The organism is Nonomuraea sp. NPDC049486 (assembly GCF_040676925.1).
GTDB lineage: Bacteria > Actinomycetota > Actinomycetes > Streptosporangiales > Streptosporangiaceae > Nonomuraea > Nonomuraea ferruginea.
In genome coordinates, this window is record NZ_JBFAPV010000003.1 from 94,812 (window position 1) to 108,470 (window position 13,659).

Here is a 13,659-nt window from a genome sequence, read left to right on the forward strand (position 1 = left end):
GGGGCAGGGAAAGCCGGATCGCCCCAGGCGATCCGGCGTCTACCCGGCTCAGACCGGGCGGTTGTGTTGCTGGATGTACTGCCGCAGGACGCTGACCGCAGCGCCGCCCACGCTTCCTGCGAAGGAGAAGCCCGACCACGGCTTGTTCGCCCGGTAGTAGTGGCGGGCCAGTCCGGGGAACTCGGTGCGCAGCCGCCTGGAGGACACCCCTTTCAGCGGGTTGACCAGGTGGGACAGTGCGACCTTCGGCGGGAAGTTCACCAGCGGGTGGACGTGGTTGCTCTCGCCGTTGAACTCGGCCGGCTCGCACTCGAAGTCCGCGCACACCTGCCGCATGATCTGCTCCATGCGCTCCAGGTGGGTCCCGGTGAACACCCGATGCCGGAACCTGGCCGCGGAAACCACGTGGGCGTGCAGGATGAAAACCAGTGTCTACCTGTGCTCATGTGCCCATGCTCAGCCATGAACCAGCGGTAAGGTCATGGCGTGCAGCTCCGGTACAACTTCCGGCTCCACCCGTCTGCTGGTCAGCGTCAAGCGCTGGCTCGGGCGTTCGGGTGCGCACGGACGATGTTCAACGACGGGCTGCGCGCCAGGCGGGAAGCCCACGCCGGCGGCTTGCCGTACATCTCGGACGGGGACCTGTCCAAGCAGGTCATCACCCAGGCGAAGAAGACGCCGGAACGCGCCTGGCTGGGCGAGGTCTCCGCCGTGGTGCTCCAGCAGGCGCTGGCCGACCTGAACACGGCCTACCGCAACTTCTTCGCCTCCCTGTCGGGCGAGCGGAAAGGATCGAAGGTCGCGCCGCCCCGGTACCGCTCCCGCAAGGACAACCGGCAGGCGGTCCGGTTCACCAGGAACGCCCGCTTCACGGTCACGGCGGGCGGGAAGCTGCGCCTGCCGAAGATCGGCGACGTGCCGGTGCGATGGTCTCGTGATCTGCCCGCCGAGCCGTCGAGCGTGACGGTCATCAAGGACGCGGCGGGGCGGTACTTCGCCTCGTTCGTGGTCGAGACCGGCGCAGATCCGTTGCCGCAGGCGCCGGACGAGGTCGGTATCGACCTGGGGCTCACCCACTTCGCGGTGCTCTCAGACGGCCGGAAGATCGACAATCCGAGGTTTCTGCGCCGTGCCGGACGACGGTTGAAGAAGGCTCAGCAGGCCCTGTCCCGCAAGGCCAGGGGGTCGGCGAACCGGAAGAAGGCCGCGGCCCGGGTCGCCCGTGCTCACGTCAGGGTGGCCGACGCGCGCCGGGACTTCGCGCACAAGCTCTCCACGCGGATCATCCGCGACAACCAAGCGGTGTACGTGGAGGACCTGTGCGTGAAGGGCCTGGCCCGCACCCGGCTGGCCAAGAGCGTTCACGATGCGGGCTGGTCGCAGTTCGTGACCATGCTGGAGTACAAAGCCGGACGGTACGGCCGGGGCTTCGCCAAGGTCGGCCGGTTCTTCCCATCGAGCAAGTCGTGCTCGGCGTGCGGCGCCGTGGCGGGCACGATGCCGCTGAACATCCGGTCGTGGATCTGCCCGTGCGGAGCGGTCCACGACCGGGACGTCAACGCCGCGATCAACATCCTCGCCGCCGGACGGGCGGAGAGGCTAAACGCCTGCGGAGGGACCGTAAGACCCGCCGCCTGACGGAGGGCAGGACCCGGCGAAACAGGAAGCCACAGAGGTGCCGCACGTGCGGCACGGGCTGAATGTCCGGCCTTCAGGCCGGAGAGCGCGTCAAGTGATGTTCTTCAGCGCCTCCCGGCGGCTCAGCCCCGAGATGCCCTTGGCCCGTACGTAACGCACCACCTCGTCCGGGTTCGTCTTGGCGTACTCGCGCAGCGCCCACCCGATCGCCTTGCGTGCGAAGAAGTCGTTGTCGGACAGGCTCGGCTCGATGCACGCGTACAGCAGGGCGGTGTCCGTGCGGGCCTTGAACCGGTTCTGGCACAGGATCGCCGTGCGCCGCTTCCACAGGTCGCCGGCGTGCGCCCACTCCAGCATGAGCGGCCGCATCGTCTCAGGAAAGGCGGTCAGCAATCCGCCGACGCGGTGTGTGGCCAACTCGTCCACCAGATCCCACCAGGCGCCGGTGACGATCATCTCCTCGTACATCGGGACCGTGTAGAGGGTCTGGAAGTCGCGGTAGAGGCGGAAGCCGGTCAGCTCGATCGCGGCGTAGCGCTCCTCGCGGAACTCGGCCTCGCGCCACAGCCGCAACACCGCCCGCCGCCACTCGGGCGCCGTCTCCAGGGGGTGGTCGGCGAACACCTGCCTGAGCGCGGCCCGCCGCGGCCCGGCCTGGACGCCGAGGAACGGCATCGCCGACTTCATGTAGGCCCGCATGGCGGCAGCCTTGCCGGGCTCCGCCGCCTTGCGCAAGGCCAGCCGCACCTCGTCGGTCAGGCTCATGCCCGCTGCGAGGTCCGCTCGCCGGTGGCCAGGCCGTCGAACAGGACGGTGACGAAGTGCTCGGCCAGCGCGGCCGTGTCGAGCCTGCCGTCGGGGCGGAACCAGCGCACCGCCACCCAGATCGTGTCGCGGATCATCCGGTAGGTCAGCTTCGGGTCGACGTCGTCGCGGAGCTGCCCGGCCGCCTGGCCGGCCCTGATCTGCGTCACCCAGATCTGCTCGACCTCCTCCTCGGCCTTGACCAGGTAGTTGAAGCGCTCGAACTGACGCAGGTAGTTCCAGTCGTTCTGCATCACGGTGATCGCGGCGCGGTGCGGCTCCAGCGTGCCGAACCCGATGCGGACCATCTCCGTCAGCACCGCGAGCGGGTCGTCGCCGCCCGCGACGGCGGCGCGGTAGCGGGCGGTGACGTCGTCGAGGAAGGTGGACAGCACCTCGTCGACGATCGCCTCTTTCGAGTCGAAGTGGTGGTAGAGGCTGCCCGAGAGGATGCCCGCCTCCTGGGCGATCTGCCGGACGGTCGTGGCCTGGAATCCCTTGGCGGCGAAGAGCTCCGCGGCGAGTCTGACGAGATGTTCGCGGCGCTCGGACGCCGCCCCCGAGGAGGCGGCGCCGGCACGCTTCGCCTGGGTGGCGGTGTCGCCGGAGTTCTTTCGCGTTGTCACGGACACCATTATGCGCCCTCGACCAAGCGCTTGGTGAACAGTTGATTCCACCGCTCCCAGCCATTATCCAGCGCTTCCGGGTCACCATGAACACACGGCAAACCTGTTCACTATCGGCGTCGCGTCGGGGTTCGCTGCCCGACGGCATGATCCTCCGGACCGGACCACCCCACCAGCGCGCCCCTTCGGCGGCGGGCGCGTTTCGTTCCCGGCCCTGACGGCGACCAAGAGATGCGGGGCGGCGGCGGGACTTCATAGGCGGAAGGGTGCTCGCGGGTGACGGTGGGGGACTTCGTCATCACGGGGGACGGGGTGACGTTCGGGAACGCCTCTAGCAAATAAGAAACTTTCCTATTAGATTGCGGTTCATGCCTCCGAGCCGCGATCTCCTCCGCATGACCGACGCCGTCCTCCTGCCGGGTTTCGCGGGGCACACGCCGCCCGAGTGGCTGCGCCGCAGACTCTCCGAGGGGCTGGCCGGGGTGGTGCTGTTCTCCCGCAACATCGCCGATCCCGAGCAGGTGGCCCGCCTCACGGCGGCCCTGCGCGCCGAGAACCCGCACGTGCTGGTCGGCACCGACGAGGAGACCGGCGAGGTGACCAGGCTGGAGGTCGCCACGGGCAGCAGCCGCCCCGGCGGTTACGCGCTCGGCGTCGTGGACGACCCCGCCCTGACCGAGGAACTCGCCCGCGACCTGGGGCTGGATCTCGCGGCCGTCGGGATCGGCATCGACTTCGCGCCCTCCGCCGACGTGAACTCCAACCCCCGCAACCCCGTCATCGGGCTGCGTGCCTTCGGCGCCGATCCCGAGCTGGTCGCCCGGCACACCCGGGCGTTCATCCGCGGCCTGCAGTCCGCCGGCGTCGCGGCCTGCGCCAAGCACTTCCCCGGGCACGGGGACGCCTCGGTCGACTCCCACCACGGCGTGCCGGTCGTCGCGGACGGCGGCATCGAGCAGGCCCTGCGGCCGTTCCGCGCGGCCATCGCCGAGGGCGTGCGGGCCGTCATGACCGGGCACCTGCTCGTGCCCTCGTACGACCCGCACCTGCCCGCCACGCTCAGTCCCAAGGTCCTCACCGGCCTGCTGCGCGAGGAGCTCGGCTTCGACGGCGTGATCGTCACCGACGGGATCGAGATGACCTCCGTCTCCGGTCCGTACGGCATCGGGGGTGCCGCCGCCCGCGCCCTCGCCGCCGGCGCGGACGCCATCTGCGTCGGCGGCGAGAGCTACGACGAGGCCACCATCGACGCGATGCGCGACGCCATCCTCACTGCGGTGACCGAAGGGCTGCTGCCCGAGGAGAGACTGGCCGACGCCGCCCGCAGGGTCCGCGAGCTGGCACTCTGGACCACTTCCCCGGGCAGCACAGACGGTGCCGGCGGTACCGCGGATGCCACGCGGGCCGGTGGTGGGATCGGGATGGTGGCGGCGCGGCGGGCGTTGCGCGTCACGCGCCGGGCCAGCCCGCCGGTGCTGCCGCTGACCGATGCCCCGCATGTCGTGGAGCTCGCCCCCGAGACGCACATGGCCATCGACAAGGCCACTCCATGGGGGGTGGCCGGGCCGCTCGCCGAGCTGCTGCCGGGCACCACCGCGACCCGGTTCGCCGCCGGCGAGGCAACCGGGGCCGCGATCGAGGACCTGCTCGCCCGAATCACCGGCCGCGGGCTCGTGCTCGTGGTCCGCGACGCACACCGGCACCCGTGGCAGGCCGAGGCGCTGCGTCACCTGCTCAGTGCCCGCCCGGACGCGGTGGTGGTGGAGATGGGCCTGCCGCACCGCGCGGACCTCGGCGCCGTCCACATCGCCACCTACGGCGCCGCCCGCGTCTGCGGCCAGGCCGCCGCAGAAGTAATCGCCGGCGCGCCCGTCACCTGAGGACCAAGCGGAGGGGGGGCGCTTCCGTTATCTGAGGGCTGAGCGGGCGGCGGGGGAGAGGGGGAGGCGGTGTGGGGGTGCTGTCAGGTAAGCGTCGAGGGTGGGGAGGGGAAGTTCGTCGGCCGCCCGTTCGAAACGCGTCAGCCAGATGAACACGTTCTCTCCCTCCCGTACGGGAAGCGCAGGGAAGGTGTTGGCCGCGGGCTCGGTCTCGAAGCAGGCGAGAGGCGGCGCCCCGGCCGACACCAGGGCGGGCGCCACCTGGGAGGCGAAGTACGCCGCGAACCCGTCCTCGACGTGGCAGATCGTGGCCACGTACAGGGAAGAGGGGAGAGCGGTGGCCCCCACAGGCGGGCGCGGGCCGGTGGGGGCGAGGGGGCGCGGCCAGGACCAGGCGGGGGTGTGGGGCGCGGAGACGGGGCGGAGCAGGAGGACGTCGTCGGAGTCCAGCATGGTGGCGTTGGCCGCGTCGCGGTTCGCCTTCCAGGCGGGCCCCGAGTAGAAGGCGGTCAGCGCCGCCTTGCGTGCCTCCATGTCAGGAAATGAGCGGATCCAGGGGTACTGGTCGGGGTCGTCGGGATTGCGGAAGTGGCCGACGACCCGCATCCCCGCCTCTTCCTGCGTCTCGACGAACTCCCGCTCGAACAGGTCGATGAGCACGTCACGGGCGCCGGGCACCATGGTGTAGCGGCGAAGCTCGTAGATCATGCGGTGACGCTAGGCCCGGGACACTGACGTCTTCCGTCAGGGATAGCGCAGAACAATCTTCTGATCACCATATGCTGTTGATTGGCTACCCAGGGTTATACGATCGCTTTGGCTTTGACCCCCCCGGGTCAAGGCAGGTCAATGAGGGCGTTCGCCTGCCCTCACACGACGAAGGAGCTGAAGTGATCAAGAAGCTGTGCGCCACGGGCTTCGTGGTGGCGACAGCGGTCGGCGTCACGGTGCTGGCCGCACCGGCGCACGCCGACAGCTGGACCGACAACTGGAGCACCAACACCTCGTCGTCGCAGTCGGGCAACACGTTCTCCCGCGTCGGCTCGGCCAACCACGGCTGGGGCCGGTCGGTCAACGTCAACAACCTCAACGGCTACGCCATCACGGCGGCCAACGGCAGCACCGCCATCACCTACATCTTCTTCTGATCCGAAGGGACCACCAAGAAATGATCAAGAAGCTCGCGCTCGTCGGGTTCACCGCCGCCGGCCTCGCCCTCATGGCCGTCCCCGCTCACGCCGACACCCGGATCGACAACGACAGCCGCAACAGCGAGTCGTCGCAGACGGGCAACAACTTCAGCAACATCGGCACGAGCAACCGCGGCGGCTCGGCCGCGACCAACGTGACCAACATCAACGGCAACGCGGTCGTGGCGACCAACCGCAGCTGGGCCCGCGTGGCCGTCGACGTCGACTAGCAGGTGGATGCGCCCGCGCTGCCCGGGGGCGCGGGCGCTACCATCTCCGGATGGTTCTGTGTGCTTACGTCACCTTCGACGACCCGGATGGCCACGATGACGAGCGCGACCTCGTCCTGGCCGCCTGGCGCGAGGCCGGCCTCGAAGGCCGGACCGAGCGCTGGGACGACCCGGAGGCCGACTGGAGCGCCTACGACGCCGTCGTCGTCCGATCCGTCTGGGACTACTGCGACCGCAGGGCCGAGTTCCTGGCCTGGACCCGGCGTGTGGAGCGCGTCGCCCGGCTGCTCAACCCGGCCGCCGTCCTGGAGTCCAACACCGACAAGACCTACCTGCGCGACCTCGGCCTGCCGATCGTGCCCACCCACTGGTCCTCCCGCGACCTGCCGGACCACCGGGAGTACGTCGTCAAGCCCACGGTCTCGGCGAGCGCCCGCGACACGATCAGGACCTCCGACCGCGCCGAGGCGACGGCCTTCGCCGCCGCGCTCGAGGCCGCCGGCCGCACCCCCATGGTCCAGCCCTACCTCGACATGGTCGAGGCGGAGGGCGAGACCTCGCTGCTCTACTTCAACCGTCGCTTCAGCCATGCCGTCCGCCGCTCGCCCATGCTGGCCCCCGGCATGACGGGCGTCGACAACATCCGGGCGCAGCCGCGCACACCGGCCCCGGACCAGGTCGAACTCGCCGAGAAGGTGCTCGCCGCCATCCCACAGCCCCTTCTGTACGCCAGGATCGACCTGGTCCGGCTACCCGGCGGCGCCCCTGCCCTGATCGAGCTGGAGCTGACCGAGCCGTACCTCTACCTGCGCCAGGTCCCCGGCTCCGCCGCCGCGTTCGCCGCGGCGCTGCGCGAGCTGCTCTAGGCCGTGATCCCGCCGTCCACCGGGATGACGGTCCCGGTCAGGTAGGCGCCGGCGCGCGAGGCCAGGAAGATCGCCGCCCCGGCCATGTCGTCGGGCCGCCCGATGCGGCCGAGCGGCACGTTCGAGGCGATGGAGGCCCGGGTCGACGGGTCGTCCAGCGCGAAGGCCATCATCTTGGAGTCGAACGGGCCGGGGGCGATCGCGTTCACGGTGATGTGCTCCGGGGCCAGCTGCCTGGCCAGGTGCCGGGTCAGCATGTGCACGGCCGCCTTGGTGGAGGAGTAGGCGTACGTCTCCATCACCGGCACCCTGATGCCGTCGACCGAGCCGATGTTGATCACCCGTGCCGGGTCGTCCTCGCCCGCCGCCTCGCGCAACCGCGGCAGCAGGCGCTGGACGAGCGTGAAGGCGCCCTTGACGTTGATGTTCCAGAGCTTGTCGAAGGCGTGTTCGGGATACTCCTCCAGCGGCGCGCCCCAGGTCGCGCCCGCGTTGTTGACCAGCACGTGCAGCGGCCCCGTGACGGCCGACACCAGCGCGTCCACCCCCTCGGGCGTGGACAGGTCGGCGACCACGGGCGTGCAGCCGAGTTCGGCGGCGGTCCGCTCCACCTCGGCGGCCTTGCGCGCGGAGATGACGACCTTCGCGCCGGCCGCCGTGAACCCGGCCGCGATCATGCGTCCGATGCCCCGGGAGCCGCCGGTGACGACGACTGTCTTGCCTTCCACCGAGAACAGAGTCATGTTCCGGAAGCATGCCATACCGACCGGTTGGTCGCCATCCCTCTCAGATGCCCGGGAGGCGGCCGTTCCTGAACAGGTCCACGAACCGCTGGTGGTCCTCCCTGGCCTGGGCCCCGTACCGGTGCGCGAACTCCACCAGCATCCCGATGAACCCGGCGCGATCGTCCCCCGCCACGCCCACGATCGCCTCCTCCGTGGAGAAGGTGACCAGGTCGTGGGCGGACTCGTCGTCGGCCACCGCGTGCATACGCGCCACCGCCCGGCCCAGGTCGAGCATGATCGCGTGCAGCTCTTCCGGCTCGTTCACGTCGTCCCAGTCCAGATCGGCCGAGTACGGTGACACCTCGGCGACGAGCTGTCCGGCGCCGCCCAGGGTGGTGTAGCCGAGCCACGGGTCCGCGTACGCCTGCAGCGCACGCTGCGACTCCGCCGTCCGGTGCCCCTGGTGGCGGAAGTAGCGGGTCACCTTCTCGTCGGTGATGTGCCGAGCCACCGCCGGCACCTGGGCCTGCTTCATGTAGAGGATCACGTCGTTCTCCAGTGCCTGCGAGCGCCCCTCCAGCAGCAGGTTGTACGAGGGCAGCCCGGCCGAGCCGATGCCCACGCCGGTACGCAGCGCGATGTCCTTGATCACGTGCTCCACCGGGTTCGACGGGGTGGGCAGCGTGGTCAGGTAGTCCTCGAACGCCGACCGGACCGCCTGCCGGGTCGTGTCGGCGACCGGCTCGCGGCCTTCCATGAACGCGAAGCGCCGCTCGTAGTCGTCGATGACCGTCTCGATCTCCAGCATCGCCACCCGGGTGCGCAGTCGGGCCGTCTGCAGCACCCGGTGCAGCACTCCCGAGGTGGTGTCCAGGGTGAGCGAGCCGACGGCGTCGTCGCCGCCCCGCGCGATCGCGGCCAGCTCGGTGAGGTAGGCGCCGCCGAAGTCGCCGACGAGCCGCCCGATGGCCTCGTCCGACAGCGCCTTGGCGTACCCCAGGAGCGCCACGCTGGCCGCGAACCGCTTGAGGTCCCAGGTGTACGGGCCGACGTACGCCTCGTCGAAGTCGTTGACGTTGAACACCAGGACGCCAGAGGCGTTCATGTACGTGCCGAAGTTCTCCGCGTGCAGATCGCCGTGGATCCACACGCGGCTGGTCGCCGGGTCGAGGTACGCCTCGTCCGCGTACCCGGAGGTGAGGTCCGCGTAGAACAGGCAGGCGCTGCCCCGGTAGAACGCGAACGGGGAGGCCGCCATCTTCCGGAACTTGCGCCGGAACGCGGCCGGGTCGCGCTTGATCGATGCGCCGAACTCCGCCATCAGGACATCGAGCAGGAAGGTGGAGCGTGAACTCATACCCCGGACGGTAGATCGCCCGACCCTTCCCGCCTAGACAGGCTCGGGTAGCGCGCGCCTTCCCGTGATGGTGAGACCGGTCGCGAGGACGGCCAGGAGCACCACCTGGACGCTGCCCGTGACCAGAAGATCGCCGTACATATCCGCCATGTCCAGGAGCCGCACTGCCATCAGCAGCGCCGCGACCATGCCCAGGGCGAGCCGCCAGGGCGCCGCCGGCCGGCGGATCGCGCCGGCCGCCACGCCCGCCACCAGGGCGAGCACGCCCAGCCCGATCGGATCCGTCCAGGGGTACGACCACGACCACGTGGGATCCCGGGGCAGCAGGGCGAGGGAGGCCGCGAACACCGCCACGGTGAGCGGCAGCACCGCCTGCCACCACGGCCGCGTCACCGGAAGGACGTCGCGGTGGTAGGCGAGCAGCAGCGCGATCACCGGGACCACGGTGAGGACGAGCCACGAGGCTGTCTGCGACGCGGGCTGCGCGGAGTCCGAGGCCTGGAAGGCGACGGTTCCGGTGACCGGCAGCAGGGCGAGGACCGCGGCGCCCTTGGCCGTCGGCAGGTGCCCGCGTACGAGCGCGAGGAACGCCACGACCCAGCAGCAGGCCTCCGCCGCGGCCAGGAAGAAGAGAGGCTCCGCCACCCCGCCGGCCGTGGTGACGACGGACAGCGCGGCCTGGAACCCCAGGCCGAGCAGTGCCACCAGCCGTACGGCCTCGCCCCGGGCGAACGCCCGCGGGGCGGAGTCCTGGCCTCCGAGCCGCAGCCGCAGGGCGAGCGCGAGCACGCTGCCCACTTCGCCCCACCCGGGGCGCGGGTTGTCCGCGCTGGAGACGTCGCCGGCCGCCTCCAGAAACGCGGCCACCATCTCGCTCTCACGCTCGCGCCGGTAGTCCTCCGGCAGCAGGCGCAGCACGGATCGGTAGCGCCGCTCCAGCAGCTCGCTCACCCGGCACCTCCCAGGTGAGGCGTGCCGGCGATCCGGATGGCGAGGCCGCCGGCCGGGCGGGCTCGCAGGCGGGAGTTCGCGGCCTCGGCGTTGGCGGCCAGGCGGGCGGCCTCCTCACGGAGGACGGTGGCGCCCTCGTCGGTCAGCCGGTAGTAGCGCCGCAGCCGGCCCTGCCGGACCTCCTCGCGGTCGAGCGCGATCAGGCCCTGCGCCGCGAGCCGGTCGAGCACCCCGTACAGGCTCCCGATCTTGAGCTGGACGCGGCCGCCGGAGATGCGCTCGACCTCCTGAACGATGCCGTAGCCGTGCAGCGGCCCGTCCACCAGCGCCGTGAGCGCGAGGAACATGGGCTCCGTGACGTTCATGCCCCCAACATATATTGCCCGTCAAGATATGGGGTCGAAGCCGCCATAGGAGCGGTTGTAGAACACCAGCGGGCCGCCGTCGGCGTGGGTGTCGAGCTGCAGCACACGGGCCACCACGATGACGTGGTCCCCTGCGGGATGCTCGGCGTCTATCCGGCAGTCGATCCAGGCCAGCGCGCCATCGAGCACCGGGTTCCCGCCGGGCGACTCCCTCCAGGTCAGGCCCGCGAACTTGTCTCCGCCGCGGGTGGCCATCTGGGCACAGACGGCCCGCTGGTGTTCGGCCAGGATGTTCAGGGTGATCACCTTGGCCGCCCGTAACCGGGGCCAGCTCGTGCTGCTGTACGCCACGCAGAACGCCACGAGCGGCGGGTCGAGCGACACCGAGGTGAACGAGTTGGCCGCGAGGCCGTGGGGCCGACCCTCGCGGTCGAGCGCCGTGATGGCGACCACGCCGGTGGCGAACCGGCCGAGGACCCCGCGGAACGTCTCGGGGTCCACGGGGTCGCTCGCGGCCGGGCGCGGCCTGCACAGCAGGGAGGCGAGCCGCCGCTCCTGGGTGAGTAGCTCACGGGTCTGCGCCATGGCCGCCTCCCTGACTCTTACCAAGCGCTTGCTTGGTAAGCTAGGCGTCCAGCTCCCGCTCGTCAAGGGGGTGTCGAGGTCCTTATTACGGTCAGCGCCGAATCCCCCGGACGGTCAGTCCTCGGATAGGGAAACCTGGCCGCGTGGGCAGGCGAGAAAAGCATCACCCGCCCCGCGCCGAACCGTCACCGTGCCGCGGGGACACAAAGCCGGGACGCGGCGCCTGCGGGCTGGACGGCGGGAAGGGGAAGGCCTCCGAAGGAGGAACGCGCGCCCTGGCGGGCGTGGGGGACCCGCCAGGACGCGCTTCCTGCCCCGTGAGCGGCGGTGCCAGGACTCCGGCGAGGGATGGAGTCCTGAACCGCGTGGTCGCACACGGAGTTGGTGGGGGAGTGACCCTCTCGCGAGGACTCCGGGTGTTGGTCTAGCTGCGGCGATGCCACTTTCCCTGTCGGGCCGCACTGCTCCGGGACGCAGGCGGGGGCGCTTCCCTCGCGTGGGCGAGGGGCCCGTCTTCGCACCGGACGTTCGGCTCGGCTGACAGGGAAGGCGCGGAACTGCCGGGCTGGACGCACTGGCTGATGTGGAGGAACCCGTGGCGAGGCAACTCGTAACGCAGTAAACGTGTTGCTTCGCAAGGGTCCCGCCAGGGCACGTACGGCATACCCGCGCGGTCCGGCATCACCGGCCCTCACCCCCTCACCGGCCTTTCGATGGATTTGTACCAACGAATGGATGATGCGGCTGCGGATGCCGTCCGGTCAAGGGGGAGATGGTCTGCTAGAACCAGATCGTCTAAATTGTTGGAACAAAAGGGGTGAAAGTGGCAAGGTCGGTGCTGTATCAGCAGGTGGCTTCGGAGCTGAGAAGGGCCATCTACTCCGGCGTACTCGGCCCCGGAGCACAGCTGCCGACAGAGGCGCAACTCATGGAAGACCATGGGGTGAGCCGCAACACCGTCCGATTGGCCCTCGGGGAACTCGTGAATGAAGGGCTCGTAACGCGTACGCCACGGCGCGGCACGGTGGTCAGGGATCGCAGGCCGCTGCTCATCTACCCGCAGCGCGAGTTGGAGCCGCAGCCTTCTGGAGAGCTGCGCGAGGCCTTCGCCTTCGCCGTCACGCAGGAAGGCCGCGAGCCCAGCCAGTACATAGAGGTTCTGACCGTATCTCCGGTGGAGGAGATCGCCAGCAGGCTGGAACTGTCCGACGGGGAGCTCGCCGTGGTACGGCGGCGCCTGCGGTTCGTGGACGGCCAGCCCTACAACACCAACGACTCCTACTTCCCGCGGAAGCTGGTGGCCGACTCGGCGATCGCCCGGCCGGGCGACATCGAGCGAGGCGCCAACCGCGTGCTGGAGGAACTGGGGCACGAGCAGGTGCGCGTGGTGGACGACATCTGGGCGCGGATGCCCAATCAGGAGGAGGCTGAGCGGCTCCAACTGGAGCTCGGCACGCCGGTCATGGTCTATGTGCGCGTGGGCTACGACCGTTACGAACTGCCGGTGCGCGTCGCGGTGTCGGTGCTGCCTGCCGACAAACATCTGATCAGATACGAGCTCGACCGCCGCTGACAGAGCTCGGTTGGGGGTGATCCCGCCGGCCGCGGTACCAGCGAGCCTGCCGTCTCGCTGGACGCGGGGAGCCGTAATGCTCCCCTTGTAGCGATTTATCCGTATATATCGGGCTATCGGATATATCGGGCCATAGGCCACCATTTGGGATTCGTATCCCATCCATCGATCACTTTGCGTATTCGTACGCGCGCGTATCGCAATGAAAGGTGAATCATGCGCACGAACACCCTCCTGCACCCGCTCACCCTCCGGCGGGCGGAGCCCGTCGACCTCCGGGGGGTTCTCGACCTCCTCGCCGACACGGCCGGCTGGCTGCACTCGCGGGGCGTCCGCCAGTGGCCCCGCGAAGGATTCGGCCCGGACCGTATCCTGCCGCTGATCGAGGAGCGCGTGCTGTTCCTGCTCGACGACGAGCTGCGCGCGCTCGACCCCGACGGGCCGGCGCCGCTCGTCGCCACCATCGCCCTCGACGGGCACGCCGATCCGGAGTTCTGGACCGAGGCCGACGACCCCGGCGCCGCCCTGTACGTGCACAAGCTCGCCGTGGCGCGGCCCTGGTCGGGGAGCGGCCTGGGAGACGCCCTGCTGGACTGGGCGGGCGCCACCGCGTACGGGTCGGGACTGCCGTGGCTGCGGCTGGACTGCGCCAAGCGCAACGAAGGGCTCCAGAGCTACTACCGGCGCCGCGGCTTCCGTCACGTGCGCACGGTGGACCTGCCGCATCGCGCGTCGGGCGCGCTGTTCCAGCGCAGGGCCGCCGACCCGGCGATCACGGCCTTCCGCGACCTCACGGCACCGGAACTGATCGTCGCCTGACTCCGGATCCGTTCCGCGTGGCCGGCGATGTTCACGTTCACAGCATGGCC

At 70.2% G+C, this 13,659-nt stretch carries 16 protein-coding genes and 1 pseudogene; 8 read left to right on the forward strand and 9 right to left on the reverse strand.

The genetic code is table 11. From position 1 onward, the window contains the following. Positions 1-48 precede the first annotated feature (48 nt). Positions 49-405: an IS200/IS605 family transposase gene (gene tnpA, locus AB0K05_RS09305; protein WP_271278511.1), complete on the reverse strand. Its 357-nt coding sequence runs from the start codon at positions 403-405 to the stop codon at positions 49-51. Between the two features lie 81 nt (positions 406-486). Between tnpA and AB0K05_RS09310 the strand changes: the two genes are divergently transcribed. Next, complete coding sequence (locus AB0K05_RS09310; protein ID WP_364228153.1) at positions 487-1,638, forward strand: transposase; 1,152 nt, start codon at positions 487-489, stop codon at positions 1,636-1,638. A gap of 90 nt (positions 1,639-1,728) precedes the next feature. Here the strand turns inward: AB0K05_RS09310 and AB0K05_RS09315 are convergent, their stop codons facing one another. Further along, a complete protein-coding gene (locus tag AB0K05_RS09315) occupies positions 1,729-2,403 on the reverse strand; it encodes a DNA alkylation repair protein (RefSeq protein WP_148033639.1) in 675 nt (224 codons plus the stop codon). Beyond that, on the reverse strand, positions 2,400-3,068 hold the full coding sequence (locus tag AB0K05_RS09320) for a TetR/AcrR family transcriptional regulator (protein WP_261808770.1): 669 nt from the start codon (positions 3,066-3,068) through the stop codon (positions 2,400-2,402). The genes AB0K05_RS09315 and AB0K05_RS09320 overlap by 4 nt, the downstream gene beginning before the upstream one ends. A gap of 368 nt (positions 3,069-3,436) precedes the next feature. Here AB0K05_RS09320 and AB0K05_RS09325 point away from each other — a divergent pair, with 368 nt between their 5' ends. Next, positions 3,437-4,948 carry a glycoside hydrolase family 3 N-terminal domain-containing protein gene (locus AB0K05_RS09325; protein ID WP_364228156.1) on the forward strand — a complete coding sequence of 504 codons (1,512 nt, stop codon included), beginning with the start codon at positions 3,437-3,439 and terminating at the stop codon, positions 4,946-4,948. 27 nt (positions 4,949-4,975) lie between these two features. On the opposite strand, the gene AB0K05_RS09330 is transcribed toward AB0K05_RS09325, so the two are convergent. Next, entirely contained in the window at positions 4,976-5,656 is a 681-nt protein-coding gene (locus tag AB0K05_RS09330) for an NIPSNAP family protein (protein ID WP_271278514.1), read from the reverse strand. A gap of 182 nt (positions 5,657-5,838) precedes the next feature. Here AB0K05_RS09330 and AB0K05_RS09335 point away from each other — a divergent pair, with 182 nt between their 5' ends. The 3 genes from AB0K05_RS09335 to AB0K05_RS09345 are packed head-to-tail and all read left to right on the forward strand — an operon-like array spanning position 5,839 to position 7,234. After that, positions 5,839-6,096, forward strand: a complete 258-nt coding sequence (locus tag AB0K05_RS09335; protein WP_148033635.1) for a hypothetical protein — start codon at positions 5,839-5,841, stop codon at positions 6,094-6,096. A gap of 20 nt (positions 6,097-6,116) precedes the next feature. Then, positions 6,117-6,368, forward strand: a complete 252-nt coding sequence (locus AB0K05_RS09340; RefSeq protein WP_271278515.1) for a hypothetical protein — start codon at positions 6,117-6,119, stop codon at positions 6,366-6,368. Between the two features lie 50 nt (positions 6,369-6,418). Then, positions 6,419-7,234 (forward strand): hypothetical protein, encoded by an 816-nt coding sequence (locus tag AB0K05_RS09345; RefSeq protein ID WP_148033633.1) that lies wholly within the window; start codon positions 6,419-6,421, stop codon positions 7,232-7,234. On the opposite strand, the gene AB0K05_RS09350 is transcribed toward AB0K05_RS09345, so the two are convergent. The 5 genes from AB0K05_RS09350 to AB0K05_RS09370 are packed head-to-tail and all read right to left on the reverse strand — an operon-like array spanning position 7,231 to position 11,217. Continuing rightward, positions 7,231-7,977 (reverse strand): SDR family oxidoreductase, encoded by a 747-nt coding sequence (locus AB0K05_RS09350; protein WP_271278516.1) that lies wholly within the window; start codon positions 7,975-7,977, stop codon positions 7,231-7,233. The genes AB0K05_RS09345 and AB0K05_RS09350 overlap by 4 nt on opposite strands. A 43-nt stretch (positions 7,978-8,020) precedes the next feature. Beyond that, positions 8,021-9,316 carry a DUF2252 domain-containing protein gene (locus AB0K05_RS09355; protein ID WP_271278517.1) on the reverse strand — a complete coding sequence of 432 codons (1,296 nt, stop codon included), beginning with the start codon at positions 9,314-9,316 and terminating at the stop codon, positions 8,021-8,023. Between the two features lie 33 nt (positions 9,317-9,349). Then, positions 9,350-10,267 carry a hypothetical protein gene (locus tag AB0K05_RS09360; RefSeq protein ID WP_271278518.1) on the reverse strand — a complete coding sequence of 306 codons (918 nt, stop codon included), beginning with the start codon at positions 10,265-10,267 and terminating at the stop codon, positions 9,350-9,352. Continuing rightward, positions 10,264-10,632 carry a PadR family transcriptional regulator gene (locus tag AB0K05_RS09365; RefSeq protein WP_148033629.1) on the reverse strand — a complete coding sequence of 123 codons (369 nt, stop codon included), beginning with the start codon at positions 10,630-10,632 and terminating at the stop codon, positions 10,264-10,266. Before AB0K05_RS09365 ends, AB0K05_RS09360 begins: the two co-directional genes overlap by 4 nt. A 21-nt stretch (positions 10,633-10,653) precedes the next feature. Beyond that, positions 10,654-11,217 carry a flavin reductase family protein gene (locus AB0K05_RS09370; protein WP_148033628.1) on the reverse strand — a complete coding sequence of 188 codons (564 nt, stop codon included), beginning with the start codon at positions 11,215-11,217 and terminating at the stop codon, positions 10,654-10,656. 850 nt (positions 11,218-12,067) lie between these two features. Between AB0K05_RS09370 and AB0K05_RS09375 the strand changes: the two are divergent. The 3 genes and pseudogenes from AB0K05_RS09375 to AB0K05_RS09385 form a co-directional block, all read left to right on the forward strand. Beyond that, positions 12,068-12,235: pseudogene (locus AB0K05_RS09375) on the forward strand (winged helix-turn-helix domain-containing protein); the annotation flags it as partial. A 6-nt stretch (positions 12,236-12,241) separates the two neighbouring features. Continuing rightward, complete coding sequence (locus tag AB0K05_RS09380; protein WP_261808886.1) at positions 12,242-12,790, forward strand: UTRA domain-containing protein; 549 nt, start codon at positions 12,242-12,244, stop codon at positions 12,788-12,790. Positions 12,791-13,006: 216 nt separating this feature from the next. Next, entirely contained in the window at positions 13,007-13,609 is a 603-nt protein-coding gene (locus AB0K05_RS09385) for a GNAT family N-acetyltransferase (RefSeq protein ID WP_148033627.1), read from the forward strand. Positions 13,610-13,659: the final 50 nt, after the last annotated feature.

Excerpts from the sequence above, each read along its gene's own strand:
- AB0K05_RS09315 (WP_148033639.1), bottom strand. The coding sequence starts at position 2,403 with ATGAGCCTGACCGACGAGGTGCGGCTGGCCTTGCGCAAGGCGGCGGAG.
- AB0K05_RS09325 (WP_364228156.1), top strand. The coding sequence starts at position 3,437 with ATGCCTCCGAGCCGCGATCTCCTCCGCATGACCGACGCCGTCCTCCTG.
- AB0K05_RS09330 (WP_271278514.1), bottom strand. The coding sequence starts at position 5,656 with ATGATCTACGAGCTTCGCCGCTACACCATGGTGCCCGGCGCCCGTGAC.
- AB0K05_RS09340 (WP_271278515.1), top strand. The coding sequence starts at position 6,117 with ATGATCAAGAAGCTCGCGCTCGTCGGGTTCACCGCCGCCGGCCTCGCC.
- AB0K05_RS09345 (WP_148033633.1), top strand. The coding sequence starts at position 6,419 with ATGGTTCTGTGTGCTTACGTCACCTTCGACGACCCGGATGGCCACGAT.
- AB0K05_RS09350 (WP_271278516.1), bottom strand. The coding sequence starts at position 7,977 with ATGACTCTGTTCTCGGTGGAAGGCAAGACAGTCGTCGTCACCGGCGGC.
- AB0K05_RS09355 (WP_271278517.1), bottom strand. The coding sequence starts at position 9,316 with ATGAGTTCACGCTCCACCTTCCTGCTCGATGTCCTGATGGCGGAGTTC.
- AB0K05_RS09365 (WP_148033629.1), bottom strand. The coding sequence starts at position 10,632 with ATGAACGTCACGGAGCCCATGTTCCTCGCGCTCACGGCGCTGGTGGAC.
- AB0K05_RS09370 (WP_148033628.1), bottom strand. The coding sequence starts at position 11,217 with ATGGCGCAGACCCGTGAGCTACTCACCCAGGAGCGGCGGCTCGCCTCC.
- AB0K05_RS09385 (WP_148033627.1), top strand. The coding sequence starts at position 13,007 with ATGCGCACGAACACCCTCCTGCACCCGCTCACCCTCCGGCGGGCGGAG.